The sequence below is a fragment of the Pseudomonadota bacterium genome, assembly GCA_018817425.1.
In the GTDB taxonomy this organism is placed as follows: Bacteria; Desulfobacterota; Desulfobacteria; order Desulfobacterales; family RPRI01; genus RPRI01.
In genome coordinates this window covers 23,547-38,422 of the sequence record JAHITX010000117.1, presented here as the reverse complement: position 1 = coordinate 38,422, position 14,876 = coordinate 23,547, and the positions used below count along the sequence as shown (strand labels likewise).

Annotated in this window: 12 protein-coding genes; all 12 read left to right on the top strand. The window is 45.2% G+C overall.

Annotation, left to right across the window (positions count from 1 at the left end):
- The first annotated feature begins 2 nt into the window (after nucleotides 1-2).
- Nucleotides 3-1,340: a tetratricopeptide repeat protein gene (locus tag KKC46_19725; protein MBU1056032.1), complete on the top strand. Its 1,338-nt coding sequence runs from the start codon at nucleotides 3-5 to the stop codon at nucleotides 1,338-1,340.
- The gene (locus KKC46_19720; GenBank protein ID MBU1056031.1) at nucleotides 1,337-2,161 is read left to right on the top strand and encodes a cytochrome c biogenesis protein; all 825 of its coding nucleotides are present in this window, start codon (nucleotides 1,337-1,339) and stop codon (nucleotides 2,159-2,161) included. The genes KKC46_19725 and KKC46_19720 overlap by 4 nt, the downstream gene beginning before the upstream one ends.
- 2 nt (nucleotides 2,162-2,163) lie before the next feature.
- On the top strand, nucleotides 2,164-2,982 hold the full coding sequence (locus KKC46_19715) for a hypothetical protein (protein MBU1056030.1): 819 nt from the start codon (nucleotides 2,164-2,166) through the stop codon (nucleotides 2,980-2,982).
- Nucleotides 2,979-4,100 carry an ABC transporter substrate-binding protein gene (locus KKC46_19710; protein ID MBU1056029.1) on the top strand — a complete coding sequence of 374 codons (1,122 nt, stop codon included), beginning with the start codon at nucleotides 2,979-2,981 and terminating at the stop codon, nucleotides 4,098-4,100. Before KKC46_19715 ends, KKC46_19710 begins: the two co-directional genes overlap by 4 nt.
- Nucleotides 4,097-5,146 carry an iron ABC transporter permease gene (locus KKC46_19705; GenBank protein MBU1056028.1) on the top strand — a complete coding sequence of 350 codons (1,050 nt, stop codon included), beginning with the start codon at nucleotides 4,097-4,099 and terminating at the stop codon, nucleotides 5,144-5,146. The genes KKC46_19710 and KKC46_19705 overlap by 4 nt, the downstream gene beginning before the upstream one ends.
- A gap of 22 nt (nucleotides 5,147-5,168) precedes the next feature.
- Complete coding sequence (locus KKC46_19700; protein MBU1056027.1) at nucleotides 5,169-6,437, top strand: ABC transporter ATP-binding protein; 1,269 nt, start codon at nucleotides 5,169-5,171, stop codon at nucleotides 6,435-6,437.
- Complete coding sequence (gene cobN / locus KKC46_19695) at nucleotides 6,434-10,249, top strand: cobaltochelatase subunit CobN (GenBank protein ID MBU1056026.1); 3,816 nt, start codon at nucleotides 6,434-6,436, stop codon at nucleotides 10,247-10,249. Before KKC46_19700 ends, cobN begins: the two co-directional genes overlap by 4 nt.
- Before the next feature lie 30 nt (nucleotides 10,250-10,279).
- Complete coding sequence (locus KKC46_19690; protein MBU1056025.1) at nucleotides 10,280-11,317, top strand: DUF4198 domain-containing protein; 1,038 nt, start codon at nucleotides 10,280-10,282, stop codon at nucleotides 11,315-11,317.
- Nucleotides 11,314-12,303 carry a 4Fe-4S binding protein gene (locus KKC46_19685; GenBank protein ID MBU1056024.1) on the top strand — a complete coding sequence of 330 codons (990 nt, stop codon included), beginning with the start codon at nucleotides 11,314-11,316 and terminating at the stop codon, nucleotides 12,301-12,303. The genes KKC46_19690 and KKC46_19685 overlap by 4 nt, the downstream gene beginning before the upstream one ends.
- A 22-nt stretch (nucleotides 12,304-12,325) precedes the next feature.
- A complete protein-coding gene (locus KKC46_19680) occupies nucleotides 12,326-13,627 on the top strand; it encodes a 2-hydroxyacyl-CoA dehydratase family protein (protein ID MBU1056023.1) in 1,302 nt (433 codons plus the stop codon).
- Between the two features lie 2 nt (nucleotides 13,628-13,629).
- Complete coding sequence (locus KKC46_19675) at nucleotides 13,630-14,415, top strand: benzoyl-CoA reductase (GenBank protein MBU1056022.1); 786 nt, start codon at nucleotides 13,630-13,632, stop codon at nucleotides 14,413-14,415.
- 183 nt (nucleotides 14,416-14,598) lie between these two features.
- The gene (locus KKC46_19670; GenBank protein MBU1056021.1) at nucleotides 14,599-14,799 is read left to right on the top strand and encodes a hypothetical protein; all 201 of its coding nucleotides are present in this window, start codon (nucleotides 14,599-14,601) and stop codon (nucleotides 14,797-14,799) included.
- Nucleotides 14,800-14,876 lie beyond the last annotated feature (77 nt).

The window sequence follows — 14,876 nt, the reverse complement described above, 5'->3', positions numbered from 1 at the left end:
AAGTGACTAAGATATTTTTTCATAAATGTGCTATCGGTATAATATTAGTAGTTTTACTGCTGCCTGTGGCATTGCATGCAGGAGAACACACAGAGTTTAAAAAACTCCCCCTGGCCGTGCGCATGGTGTTGAGCAAGATAAACCCCATGTTGGAAAAAAAAGAATACCAACACGCTGAAAAAACTCTTCAAACCTTCCTTGCTCGTGGTGGCCCGTTACCGGAAAGCGGCGAACAAGATCCCAGAGGCTATCATCATTGTGAAATATACTTTACTCTGGGTAATTGTTACTTATTGCAGGAACAGTATAAATCAGCGATAAAAGCCTATGACCGGGCCGTAACCAGAAATACTTCTCATGCTTTCGCATGGCTGAACATGGCCAAGGCCTGTTATGAACTGCAACAATACTCCCGTGCCGCACATTGCTTTCTTAAAGGTTATGAAAACGCCGAAGAAAAAAATCCCGAATATCTTTATTTCAGTGCAGCCGCTAACCTTATGGCAAAAGACTATCAGCGTTCCATTAAAGTATTTGAACTGTTGCTTGCCGCACATACTGACGCCGTTAAACCGGAATGGAAAGAAAACCTGGTGCATGCCCTGCTGGCTGATGATCAGGCCCGGCGTGCGTTGCCTTACATTCGGGAACTTGCGCATATCTACACTGGTGACAAACAGATTCAATGGCAGGAAATTTTGCTTTATCAATATGTTCAGCTCAACATGTCTGCCGAAGCACTGGATCTGGCGCTGACTTTAACCGGGCAGGCCCCTACAGTGGAGAAATGGTGGAAGGCTCTGGTCAACATCCGTCTGAATGACGGGCAATACGAAGAGGCTTTGGCAGCCTTGACCATGTACGCCTTTTTAACTCCTTTAACGTTTGAGGAAAAAAAGCTTCTGGCCGATTTAAGTCTTCAGGTTGGCATACCTGTAAAGGCCGTACCGGTATATGAAACCTGTCTGAAAGAAAAAGCGGATAAACAAATTTTGCAGCATCTTGCTATGACCTATCTGCAACTCGGAAATCCTGAGACTGCGCTTGAAGTAATGAATAAATTCAGACTGACCCCGGAAGATAAAGATTTAATGATGTTAAAAGGTGAGCTGCTTTATGCGTTGAAGCAATACGACAAAGCCGCAGAAGCTTACCTGTTGGCGGCCCGGGACAAAGGCCCCAAATCAGGTCACGCCTGGCTTATGGCCGGCTATGCCGCCTGGCAGATAAATGATTTCCCCGCCAGCCGGAAAGCATTTACCAAAGCTTCCGGATATGACCGGGAAAAAAAGGCTGCCATTTCAGCTTTGAACCAGCTTAAGGGAAATTTTATGCCATGATTTCCGCTCAGATCCTTTTCAAAACCGCCGCTGTTTTCTATGGTTTAAGCCTTGTAAGTGCACTTGTTTTCAGGAAAAAGCCTATAACCGTTTTGATTTTTATGCTAGCGGCTCTGGCCGCCAATGCAGCCTCCCTTACTTTGCGCTATCTTGCAGCGTGGCCTATGCTGCCCATGTACTTAGGGCCAGTTGCTTTGCCGTTTTGTCTGGGAATACTGTCGATATTTAATAAAAAAAATTATGAAAACAACACAGTTTTTCGTTTAATTCTTTTTCTGATTTTGTTTTTGTCTTTAACAGCCGTATTTTTCCCCAAAGATTTTTATATGCCGTTTATCAAATCAAAAACCGTTTTGTCCCACTTGTTTCTGCTATTCGGTGTAACCGGCAAGAGTTGTTTTCTTACCGGATCGGCCTGGGCAATAGCGGGGTTTATCGGCAGTAAAAGAAAACAAGGAAAAAACGAAACCAGGAAAAGCATTATCGGTATCCTGACCTATCGTATTATTCCCGTTTTACAATCCCGGTATTTTCTTCAGTGTTCTATGCGTTGGATAGTTTGGGGATTTTCACTCCTGACCCTTTCAATGTTTTCCGGCGAACTGTGGTCATATATAGGATGGGGCACGCCGGTAGTCTGGGATGATGCAGCCATTACCACTACTATGGCCATCTGGTTTTTTTACATCTGCCTGCTCCACCTTCATCATACAGGAACCTGGACGCCCCAAGCCCGCGGTTGTTATGCCGCATCAGGTGTATTTTTGATTTTAGGATTAAACAGTATACCGGATTTAGGTCCCTTTCGATGGCCGTTTTAAACATGATAAAACAATTATCATATATATGGCGCAAACTCGGCAGTATTCACCTGACAGTGGTCTTATGCCTGTTGCTCACAGCTGACCTGACTTACGGATATATCAGCATTAATCGTAGAACAAACCTTTTTGCGTCGTTAAACGACATCGGTCTGACTGCCTGGATAGAAACTTATGGCCGCCATAACCTCTTATACACAGCATGGTTTTTCATCCTGCTTGGCTTATTGACTCTGTTATGTATCAACACTTTTGCCTGCACGACGGACAGGGTTATTTTGTTGATACGGTCACGAGAACATTTCGGTATACAGCGTTTTCTCTTTAAATTCTCTCCCCATATAATGCACTATGCCATGATCATTCTACTGGTCGGATACCTTTTCAGTTATATTTCGGCTCAAGTTATTGTCAGCCAAACTATGGTTCCCGGCACAACTATTACTTTGCCGGGCAAGACCGCCCAAATCACCTTTGAGTCATTTGAACCTGTATACTACCATGGTGACCGGCTGGCATTTTTAAACAACTATGTAATAAGCCCCCGGGCGAAACTGCTGTTAACCGATGGCGACTACAACAAGACCGCCGTGCTTAGTTACAACCAACCGGTATGGTTTAAAGGTTACGGCATTTTTCTTAAAAATTTTGCTCCCAGGAAAAAAGACGGTATGGCAATCCGGGTACGCATAGATATGAACATCCGCAAAGACCCGGGTGTATGCGTGTATATAGCCGGTATAATTCTTTTTACAGCAGGTCTTTTCATGTATCTGGCCGAATGGATTTTTTTTAAAAAATATACAAAGGAGTCTTTATGAACGATAATAAAAATATACGGCGCCTGTCGCCTATCCTGATTGCATTGATTATTATCGGTTGCAGCCAGGCCAACCCCGATAAACAACAATCTTTTGTCCAGATCGGCGAATTTACGCTAAACCGGATTTCAAAAGACCGTATTGATGTGCATGACGGAGCAGGGCGCATGCTGGTCTTGATTCCGCGCAATATACCGGCACCAAAAGATGTAGATCCTGTAAAAATTGTCAGAACTCCTGTAAAACGTGTTGTAGCCTATGGGTTTTTTGATGTAGCAGTATTGCGTGCTTTGGGTGTATTGGAAGAAGTTCTGGTGGGTGTTACAAATCCTGCCGGCAATTGGTATATCAAAGAAGTAAAGCAGGGATTAGCTTCAGGCAAAATCGCATATTTAGGTGATGCGAGCAGTATCGATTACGAACGTATAAAACAACAAAGCCCTGAACTGGTGCTGACCTGGGACCCTTCCATAATACCCATGCTTGATGAACTCGGCATCCCCTGCGCAGTCACCTCAACACCGACTGCCATGTGCCTCAATGCCCGGATGCGTTTTGTGCAGTTTCTGGCTCCTTTTTTCAATCGTGAAGCAGAGGCAACCGCCTTTTTCGACCGAGTGAACAATACGTTGCTTGAGATTCGCGAAAAGACAGCCAATGCCGGATCTGCGCCCAAGGTGATGTGGGGTGATATTTACGAAAAAAGGGTATTGGTTGAACCCGGAAATGCCTGGGTCGGTGAACTGATCGGACTTACCCAAAGCGATTATCTGTTTGAGGATGTTTACGGTACTTCCTGTATCGAGATATCTGTAGAACGTTTCCTGTATAGCGGCGAAGAAGCCGATATACTGTTTACCTACCGCACAAAGGAATACGGAGCCACTTCCAAAGCGGCTCTGGCCCGGATGAATCCACTGTTTTCAGATATCAAGCCTTTAAAGTCAGGCAAAGTCTATGCACCTTTACCCCATTATGTTCAATCAGGCGACCATCTGGATGAAATACTAACGGAAATCGCCGCCATTATTCATCCCAAACTCTATCCCGATTTTAAACGCCGGTATTTTACCGAACTGCCTGACACTGATCCGCCTGATATCGGAGGCCTTATATGACAACAGCCGAATCAGCTCTTTCCTGTGTTAACCCTGTAACCTGGCGCAGACCTGCGGTTGTTTTTGCCCTTTTGGGGATTATAACTGCCTGTCTGGTAATGCTCAATATAGGTATCGGATCAGTTTCCATTTCTTTATCTGAAATTCTGCAAGCTCTGATAAGTTCACACGACGTTAACACAATATCATCTATTATCTGGAAAATCCGCATTCCCAGGGCTATCGCCGCAGTATTGGGAGGCGCATACCTTGCTGTTTCAGGACTGCTTCTTCAGGTATATTTCCGTAATCCTATCGTGGGACCCTTTATCTTGGGAATCTCTTCAGGCGCAACGGTGATGGTTTCATTTGTCATGCTGACCACACTGACAGTCGGCATGACCGTGCTTTCGCCCTTCATGACCACGATAGCAGCTTTTGCAGGCGCATATGGAGTAATGCTGATCGTTGTAGCAGTTGCATCACGTGTAAAAAGCGGGGTTACTCTGCTTATCGTAGGGCTGATGATGGGATATTTATGCAGTGCAGTTACCGCCATCCTCACCGCCCTTGCGGAAAAGGAAAAAATCAAGGGCTTTGTCCTCTGGCAGCTGGGAAGTTTTTCAGGCTTCAAGTGGAATGAAATTTCGGTAATGCTTTTTTTGGGTGGGCTCATCCTGGTCCTTATTTATATGCTGAGCAAGCCTTTAAACGCATTTTTACTGGGTGAAGAATATGCAGCTTCAATGGGAGTCAACATTCGCAGATTCCGCATTCTGATTCTGCTGTTCGCCTGCGCTCTGGCGGGCATGGTCACATCCGTGGCAGGCCCGGTGGCATTCGTGGGATTGGCAGTACCTCATATGGCTCGTCTCGGTTTTGGTACTTCAGATAATAGAATCCTTATACCCGGTGCCTGCCTGATGGGAGCGCTGGTTACCAGTCTGTGCGATCTGATTGCAAGGATGCTGCTTTCCCCCGTTGAGCTGCCTTTATCGGCAATCACCGCTTTTTTCGGCGCTCCTGTTGTTATAGGCCTTTTAATTAAACGGAGGGTAAAAATGTGATTGCACAAAAAATGGGGTATTTATGAATAAAAACAAAAAAGACCATATCCTGGCCTGCCGGGATCTGATCGTCGGCTACAAAGGCAAGATTGTTCTAAGCGGGCTGAATATGGATTTTGAAAAAGGACAATTCATTTCACTTCTGGGACCCAACGGAGCAGGCAAAACCACCCTGCTTCGCACCTTGTCACGTCATCTTGACCCGCTTGGCGGTCATATTGAGTTAATGGGGCGGCCTCTGAGCGACCTTAACGCTATGGAACTGGCCAGGATCATGGCAATTGTTCTGACGGACAAGGTATCACCACCTCTTTTTACCGTTTTTGAATTTGTTGTTCTTGGCCGCTATCCTCATACTAATTTCCTGGGACGGCTCAGCAATAAGGATCATTCAGTTGTTCAAAACGCCCTGATTGACGTACATGCCAAAAACCTGTCACACAGACCATTTGCGGATCTGAGCGATGGAGAACGCCAGAAAGTGTTGGTAGCCAGAGCGCTTGCCCAGCAACCACTTCTATTATTACTTGACGAACCGACAATTCATCTTGATCTGAAACACCGGGTTGAGGTTATGTCTATCCTGCGCGATCTGTGCCGGACACAAGGAATTACTGTGGTTGCTTCAATGCACGACATTGATGTAGCAGCAAAAGTGTCAGACAAAGTTGCTTTATTAAAGGGCGGCAGCCTGAATGCCTGGGGGGCTCCCGAATCTGTGCTTACCAGCCGGGCTGTTACCGATCTTTATGATTTCAACGGCGCAAACTTCAATCAACGCCTGGGAAGTATTGAACTGCGCGGAAACGGAAATTGTGGCCGCGCGTTCGTTGTAGCCGGTATGGGAAGCGGCGCTATGGTATACAGGATGCTGGCCAAACGGGGATATTCAATCGCAACCGGCATTGTACATACCAATGATCTGGATTTCTATGTTGCAAAATCTTTGGGAGCCCATTGCACTGTTCATTCGCCAATGAAGTCAATAAACGGAATATGTGTCAGAAAAGCTATAGAGCAAATGGATGATTGCGATGTAGTCATAGACTGCGGTTTTGAGATAAATCAATTAAACAGATGCAATCTGAGCATCTTAAAAACCGCTCTTAAGAACGGCAAACCGGTCTTAACCATGCGGCGCAAAAAAATCAATTCACTATTGAAACCGTCAACACAAGAGCACCTTATCCGCTGCTCCAACATAGGCCAATTATTTGAAGAACTGGACCGCCTGACTCCAAATCATAATTTTGGCCGGTATGTTCCCGAAAAACAGATGGAGGCTCAATGAAACCTTATAAACTTTGTTATTTTTCCGCCACCGCTATGGAATTGCCTTCGCTCAGCGAAGGAGTCCGCCAATACACCGATACCAGCGGCAGTGAAATTTCCGTTCATGCCCGCACTCAAACCCAGTTATTCGACAAAGCACGTCAGAAGGCTTTTGTAACTCAAGCTTTAAATTCCGATGCGATCATCATTACACTACACGGAGGCAAGCCTTCTTTCCCTGCCTTTGATGCTTTGACCGAGGCATTGACCGCAGTTACCAACGATCAACGGCCATATCTGCATATCCAGCCCACCGGCGGTGACGAAGATTCGGTGGAAGCTGCCCGCAAACACTCTCCTGATTTCGGCACCCCTGTCTGGGATACGATCGGGCGCTATTTGAGCCATGGCGGCCATATAAATTATCACCAACTGTTGATTTATCTTAACAACCACCTTTTCGGCTCTAATGCTGAGTGCAGGCCCGCTATACAGCTTCCGCACGAAGGCATCTATCATCCTGATATTGCCGGTATCCCCGATCTTGAAACTTATCTGGCAGAAAAGGTAGATCCATCTAAAATTACTGTTGGTCTGTGGTTCTACCAGACCTATTGGCTAAACAATAATCTTGCATATATAGATGCCATTATCCGGTCTGTCGAATCCCAGGGCGCCAATGTAATTCCGGTTTTTCACCAGCGCTACAAAGACGCTGATCGTGGCAATCGCGGAGCCGATTACATAGTTAAACATTTTTTTATGGACGGTGATACTCCCCGTATCCAGGTATTAATAAATCCATTACTATTCTCACTAACCCTGGCAGCCCCTGAATACAAAGAGCTGCTTCCGTGCCTTAACGTACCGTGCATACAGGCAATGATTTCTCTCAATCCCTATGCTCAGTGGAAGGAAAGCTTACAGGGCATGCACACAATGGATGTCTCCTATTCGGCGGCTCAACCTGAATTCGACGGTGTATTGATCACCGTGCCGGTTGCCACCCGGGAACAGGAAACTATCGATCCTTTAACCGGCGCATTGTTGGCAAAGTATATACCTATTACGGAAAGGATTGACAAGATGGTGCGCTTATCTCTCAATTGGGGTCGCTTAAAATCCAAAACTAATGCGGATCGCCGTGTAGCCATAATTTTTCATCACTACCCGCCGCGCAATGACCGTATCGGCTGCGCTGCTGGCTTAGACAGCTTTGCCAGCGTCAAGGGCCTGCTGGACAGGATGCAGGCAACCGGTTATCGTATAGATCAAACATACAGTGACGGAGATAAACTGGCTCACGATATGCTAAGCCGAATGACCTGCGATCAGCGCTGGCTTACCCCGGACCAACTGGCCGCCAGAGCCGAGGCCCATGCCGGCCGTGAGTGCTTTACACCATGGCATGCTGCACTGCCTGAAACCATACGCGAAAAGATGACAGCCGACTGGGGTGAAATTCCGGGCGAACTTTTTGTCTACGAAGATCAGATGCACTTTGCAGGTATCATAAACGGCAATGTATTTATGACTATCCAGCCGCCCCGTGGTTATCTTGAAAACATAGATAAAATTTATCATGATATGTACCTTTCACCACCCCACCACTATCTTGCCCACTATCGCTGGATCAGGGATGTATTCAAGGCTGATGTGGTTATGCACGTCGGCAAACACGGCTCCCTTGAGTGGCTGCCCGGAAAATCTCTGGGGCTTTCCGAAACCTGCTATCCGGATCTTGCTATCATGGAATTGCCCAATGTTTATCCATATATCATCAATGACCCGGGGGAAGGCACCCAGGCCAAACGTCGCAGTTATGCCTGTATAATCGACCATCTTACTCCGGCTTATACAAATGCCGATCTATATGATGATTTAGGCAAGGTACAGGGACTGGTAACCGACTATGCCGTGGCCGTGGCCGAAGATCCCGCCAAAGTTGAGATTTTGCGTCCCATGATCTGGGAAGCGGTAGAAGCCGCCAATCTTGATAAAGACCTGGAGATAAACAAAGAGAAGGCTCTCAGCGACTTCGACGGATTTCTGGAGCGGCTGCATGCCTACATCGAAGAACTGTCCGACACCATGATAAACGACGGCCTTCATGTCATGGGGATTCCTCCCGAAGAGCAACGCCTGGAAGAATTTGTCGTCCAGCTAACCCGCCTGGCAAACGGTGATACTCCTTCTTTAAGGGAAGCCATGGTACGCTCTATGGGCTATAATTATGATGATGTACTGGAGCATCGAGGCAAGCGGCCGGAACGATTTTGCGGTCTGAGCGGCGCAGAGATTGTCAGCCAGGCACATAAAAAGGCTCTTGCCCTGGCACATGGCCTGGCCGCCACAGGATTTCGGCCCGACAGCGTTGCTGCTGTAACCAAAGAAGTGCTGGGCCAACCCTTACCTGAAGCTGAGGCTGTTCTTACCTATATCGCAGATACCCTTGTACCGAATATCCGGCGCTGCACGGAAGAAATTGATTTTTGCTTCACCGGCTTTACCGGCGGATTTGTGCCTCCCGGCCCATCGGGCGCACCTACGCGCGGCCAGGCCGACATCCTGCCCACCGGGCGCAACTTCTATTCCGTAGACCCCAACAAAATCCCCAGCCCGGCTGCCTGGGAAGTGGGAGTACGTTTAGGCAACGCCCTCATCGAACGCTATATGCAGGAATCAGGCAGGTATCCGGACAATATCGGTATACTTGTTTATGGTACAACCACCATGCGCACACGGGGCGACGACATTGCTGAGATATACTATCTTATGGGCCTGCGTCCTGTGTGGGCCAAAGGCAGCGGTAATGTGACCGGATTGGAGGTAATTCCCTTAAGTGAACTTGGACGTCCCCGGCTGGATGTAACACCACGCATCTCAGGCTTTTTCCGTGATTCTTTCCCCAACCTGGTGGAACGCATAGACGAGGCTGTGCGAATTGTTTCGGCTCTTAAAGAACCGCCGGAATCAAATTTTTTGCGACGAAATGTTTACAAGGATCTTGAAGAATACCGCCGTATGGGAATGAGCGAAGAAGATGCCTTCCGTGAGGCAACATTCCGTGTCTTTGGCTGTCCTCCCGGCACTTATGGCGCAGGCGTAGCCGAACTGGTAGAATCTAAAAACTGGGAAACCCAGGAAGATCTGGGCAACAACTATATCCGCTATTCCTCCCACGCATACGGCATGGGCAGTTATGGCAAGCAGAAACCCGATGTTTACCGGAAACACCTGTCGCGCATGGATGTGACCGTGAAAAATGAAGATTCCAGGGAATACGACATGATGTCATGCACCGACTACTACAATTACTATGGCGGTATGATAGTTGCGGTTAAGACCGTACGAGGCGAGTTGCCGTTTGCCGTAATGGGAGACAGCGCCGATCCCAAGCGCGTCAAAATGCGCACCACTTTTGAAGAAGCAAAACATGTACTTCGATCCAGGCTGGTTAACCCCAAATGGCTGGATGGTATGAAGCGCCACGGATACAAAGGAGCAGGCGATATTTCCCATATGATGGATGTTGTCTTAGGTTGGGATGCCACCGCCGAAGTTGTCGATGACTGGATGTATGAAAAGATTGCCGATGCATACGCCCTCGACCCAAAGATGCAGGAGTGGATGAATAAAGTCAATCCCTTTGCTTTGCAAAATATTCTCGACAAACTCTTGGAAGCCATCAACCGCGGAATGTGGGATGCAGACAAGCAGATGGAAGAAGATCTGCGTAATGCTTATCTGGAGATGGAAGGAGAGATAGAGGAGTGGACTGATACTCCAGGCACCGAAATGATAGCTGAAAAAAAAGCATCAGCAAAATAAAAATAATATTTGCAAGATCAATATTAAGCCATGAAAAATATTTTATTCATTCTGCTTTTGATAAATATCTTCATCTTCATCTTTTTAAACGCTTATGCGGATGAAACATTGCCGGTTTACTACTGGCAACTTATAGATCAGGACAGGTATATCTATCCTTCGGATATGGAACATATGAATTGGCTGGAAATCAGGAAGCTAAGAAAACAATACGGAACAGCAAATCAAGACCCAAATCTTTTTAAACTAAATGTACTAAGCTTGGGAAATAATATCAGTACTTCCGGATCACAGAACAAGGGTATGCCGGATTCTGCTGTAGCAATGATCCGTGATCCCAACGGAAAGATACAACTGTTTCCGGATATAGCGGATGTATCCAACATCATAAAAATCCCCAAAGACGATAATTTGATAGGCCGATATTTGCTTGGTATCCATATTGCTTTAGGAAACCGGGATATAGACAATGACGGCAAACAGGAGTCGGTGCATCTTTGTGCCAAATATCTGATGTCTCATTATAAAAACGGCGGGAATATGGGAGGGACATCGGTTGTCTTTTTTGATGACGCAAAACATATGCCCCTTGAAATCGGTCCGGCTATCAATACCGCCAAATCAAAATTTGGCGGCGGAATGCAAAGAATACATAATACTTACGAAATGATGGTGAAATATATGAACAGGCCGCTTCCGGGCGCTAAAGTAACCGTTATTGCGGAAGACAGTCAATGGCAAAAGACTTTTGTTACCGATGAGAAAGGTAAATTTGAAGTAATCCCGACTGAAGACCGCTTTGTTTTAAGGGACTGGCAAAATTATTTATATATTGCCACCCACCATGACATAAAACAAAATGCTTATTATCTTACAACACTTCCGGTAATGGTTTATGGAAATCAACCCGAATGGCGCTCCAGGAGTTTGGGTTTTGTCTATTGGTCCATTATCGGAAGCGGTATTTGCCTGTTAATTGTGTTTGGTTTTGTCCGTCGAAATAAGTGGCATAACAATCGAAATCTGATTATTTTTGAAAAGTATAAAATAAAGAAGAATTTGCCATGACTATTTCGAAACTTCGTTGGACAATATTGATTTCAGCCTTTTTCATCTTGCTGTTTGGCGCCTACTTCGGACTTTATTTCGGTTCTTTTCTTCCGACCTTTTCCTGCTGTTATGTCAGGGCAAGGGCAGGAACCTGCTTTATGCTAACACTTCAGCAGACACTTGGGATTTTTACCTGGGAAAGCATAGTAATTTTTTTGAAACGTCTTTTTTATTTTTCATTACTTGTAATCATTATAGGACAGGCCTGGTGCGGCTGGATATGCCCGCTTGCCTTTTTTCAGGATGTGCTTGACTTGATAAGAAGAAAGATCGGCATCGGATATATTCGTTTTTCAAAAAAGCTTCGAAAACAGCTTGCATGGATTAAGTGGGCATTTCTTTCCATTGCTCTGCTTATTCCGGTTTGGGTGGCCTTTCCGGTTTTTTGTCCCTTTGTCGCTTTGAATTTAAATATCCCTTTCTGCCAGTTATGCCCCGGAAAATACATACTTCCGCTATTGGTGGGAAATCCCGATCGAATCGCAGTTAATTTTAAAAGCATTACTAATCTGGTGATGTCAATTCTAGGATTAACTTTTTCCGCTGCCGTTATTTTAGGCGCTTTTATCAAACGGCGTTTCTGGTGTCCTTTTTGCCCCCTTGGATTGATTATATCATGGTATAGGAAAATCAGTTTTTTAAAACTTAGAAAAACGGATGAAAAATGCACGCGGTGTGAGATTTGTTACAATGTATGTCCTGTGGAAATTGAGGAAGTATTCAAGTCACGGGGCAAAACGGACGTCACTTTCAGCGGATGCAGCCTTTGCTTAAAATGCGTGGAAAATTGTCCTGAAGAAGATGCCTTAAGCGCGGTTTATCTCGGAAAAACTATATACAAATCAAAATCACGGAATTTTTTTGATAAGCGGGGTGTTCCCCAAAGCATCGACTACAATGCATTAAACAAGCTTCCGCACTTTGAAAAGAAAAGTTTAAAATGAAAAAGAATAGTCCATTATCCTTATGAATAAAATTACTGCAAATGAAAAGAAACAACGGCGCTTTTTAAAAAATATTGCACACAGCGCGGCTTTTGAGCTGGAACAGTTACGTGAGATACCGCAAACATCACCCGTATTAAACTATTTTTATGATGCGCTGGAAGCTGTTTTTGTCCAAAATGATCCTGAACGCATCTTAAATACTTGTTCGGGGAAAAAGCAAACAATCGGGATCTACTGCATGGTCATTCCGGAGGAATTGATTTATGCGGCAGGCGCTATTCCCATACGCCTTTGCGCAGGATCTTTTGAAGCTTCGCAATCAGGTGAAGACTTTGTTCCAAGAGATGGCTGCCCGCTTGTTAAAGCCTCTATGGGATTTTCGGTTCAAAACGGCTTAAAAGCTTTCGATATGTGTGATGTGGTTATTGTTCCTACGACTTGTGATTCCAAACGCAAACTCGGAGAAGAACTGTCGGCATTCAAAAACGTCTGGATGCTGGAAGTTCCTCATATCAAGGATGCAAATTTTTCCAGACGAATCTGGGTCGAGCAAATGTATGCCTTGAAATCACAGCTCGAAAATTATGTGAAAAACGGTTGGAGTAAAAATAAAATAACCGCAAAAAAACTCGGTAAAGCAATAAACAATTCGGCAAGGGCACAATTTGAAATACGAAGACTTCTTTCGCTCAGGAAATCGGCAGCACCTGTTATCTGGGGGCGGCAAGCCATGACAGTGATTAACTCTTACGCATATATCCCGGTAACGGACTGGACTGATTCCATGGTCCGCCTGAATAACGAATTATCGGAAAAAGCTCTTAAAGGTGAATCAGTATGTTCCGAAAAAACGCCCCGAATTTTAATTGCCGGAAGTCCGGCAATTTTCCCAAACTTAAAATTACCCGGTTTGATAGAGGAAATGGGTGGAATTGTCGTTTATGATGAATCCTGTGCAGGCGACCGGTATCTGTACGACCCTGTGGGCAGTACGGAAAACACCTTAAATGATCAGATAACAGGCATCGCATCTCGCTATATGGCTCCCTGCGTTTGTCCCTCATTTGCTCCCAACGATGACCGCCTGATCATGTTAAAAAAAATGGTTACGGAATATCGCGTGGACGGGATCATATATCATGTGCTCAAGGGTTGTATTATTTATGATTTCGAACTTAACCGGGTAGAAAAAGAGAACGGACTGCCCCTATTGCGCATTGAAACCGATTATAACCCGGAAGATGTTGAACAGCTCAGAACAAGAATCGAGGCATTTATTGAAATGCTGAAATCCAAGAATAAAGCAAAATCGGAGAAATAATGATTAACTATTTTGCAGGAATCGACGCAGGTTCCACTTATATCAAAGTGGTTTTACTGGATGAAAACGGACGTCTTGCCGGGTTTGACCATAAACCAACCGGGATTGACGCCGACACAACTTCAAAACAGATGATCGAAGCTCTTGCCGCAGACAAAGGTATAGATTTAGATCAGATCAAGAATATTTTGGCAACAGGCTATGGCCGTAGAAATATAGATATAGCCCATAACACGATAACGGAAATAAAGGCACATGCCGCCGGTGCAGGATGGTCCGCTCCCAAAAGCTGTAGCATACGAACAGTTATTGATATCGGTGGTCAGGACAGTAAAGTAATCGTTATGGATGAACTTGGAGAAATAGTCAGCTTTGCAATGAACGATAAATGCGCGGCAGGAACCGGCAGATTTCTTGAATCTTTGGCACGGGCACTTGAGCTTGACATCAATGAACTCGGCCCGATGTCTTTAAAATCAAACATGCCGCTGACTATTAACAGTACCTGCGTGGTGTTTGCCGAGTCGGAAGTTATATCGCTTGTGGCAAGAAAAAAGAAAAGAGAAGATATTGTAGCAGGCATTCACCGGTCTTTGGCCAAACGAATTTCCGGAATGGCCAGAAAAGCCGGGGTTATCCCTGAAATTCTTCTGACAGGCGGCGGCGGGCTTAATGAAGGAATTGCCGAAGCGCTTGAAGAGGAACTTTTCATGGACATCCATGTTCCTGATCATCCCCAGTTAAACGGAGGCATAGGTGCGGCATTGATTGCCAAACTTGAAATATAGTAAAAAAGTCCGGATATTATATGTACGGCAAAGGACAAAATACCGGTTGTTCTTCCTAAAAGCATTCGTAATGCTTTTCAGGCGGCTCTTAAGCGAACGTTTTATTATGCCTGGCGAATTGCCGTTTTTGTCTCCTTGGTAACGCTGGTGGTTTTTACATTGGAGCATGCAGGTTTTTTTCGAATGCTCCCCATCAGCGTTACCATTATCAGATTGCCTGAAGAGTACAACACCGCTTTGTTTTCTTATATAGGAAATGCTTATGCCGGAATGGGTCTGATTGCTTCTTTTTTAATAAACAATAAAGCAGACACAAATGCTGCTATCAAACTACTTGTTTTCTGTATGATGTGTTCGCGACCGATTGTAGCGATCAAGGCTTGAATATATCAAGAATAAAATTATTTATAAATATTTAATATTAGAATATTAGGCTGTTATTTTTTGAATGGATATATACA

What these genes read in the sequence shown, in the direction of transcription:
- KKC46_19705 (MBU1056028.1), top strand. Translation starts at nt 4,097, where the DNA reads ATGACAACAGCCGAATCAGCTCTTTCCTGTGTTAACCCTGTAACCTGG.
- KKC46_19690 (MBU1056025.1), top strand. Translation starts at nt 10,280, where the DNA reads ATGAAAAATATTTTATTCATTCTGCTTTTGATAAATATCTTCATCTTC.
- KKC46_19710 (MBU1056029.1), top strand. Translation starts at nt 2,979, where the DNA reads ATGAACGATAATAAAAATATACGGCGCCTGTCGCCTATCCTGATTGCA.
- KKC46_19700 (MBU1056027.1), top strand. Translation starts at nt 5,169, where the DNA reads ATGAATAAAAACAAAAAAGACCATATCCTGGCCTGCCGGGATCTGATC.
- KKC46_19670 (MBU1056021.1), top strand. Translation starts at nt 14,599, where the DNA reads ATGCTCCCCATCAGCGTTACCATTATCAGATTGCCTGAAGAGTACAAC.
- KKC46_19685 (MBU1056024.1), top strand. Translation starts at nt 11,314, where the DNA reads ATGACTATTTCGAAACTTCGTTGGACAATATTGATTTCAGCCTTTTTC.
- KKC46_19715 (MBU1056030.1), top strand. Translation starts at nt 2,164, where the DNA reads ATGATAAAACAATTATCATATATATGGCGCAAACTCGGCAGTATTCAC.
- cobN (MBU1056026.1), top strand. Translation starts at nt 6,434, where the DNA reads ATGAAACCTTATAAACTTTGTTATTTTTCCGCCACCGCTATGGAATTG.
- KKC46_19720 (MBU1056031.1), top strand. Translation starts at nt 1,337, where the DNA reads ATGATTTCCGCTCAGATCCTTTTCAAAACCGCCGCTGTTTTCTATGGT.
- KKC46_19680 (MBU1056023.1), top strand. Translation starts at nt 12,326, where the DNA reads ATGAATAAAATTACTGCAAATGAAAAGAAACAACGGCGCTTTTTAAAA.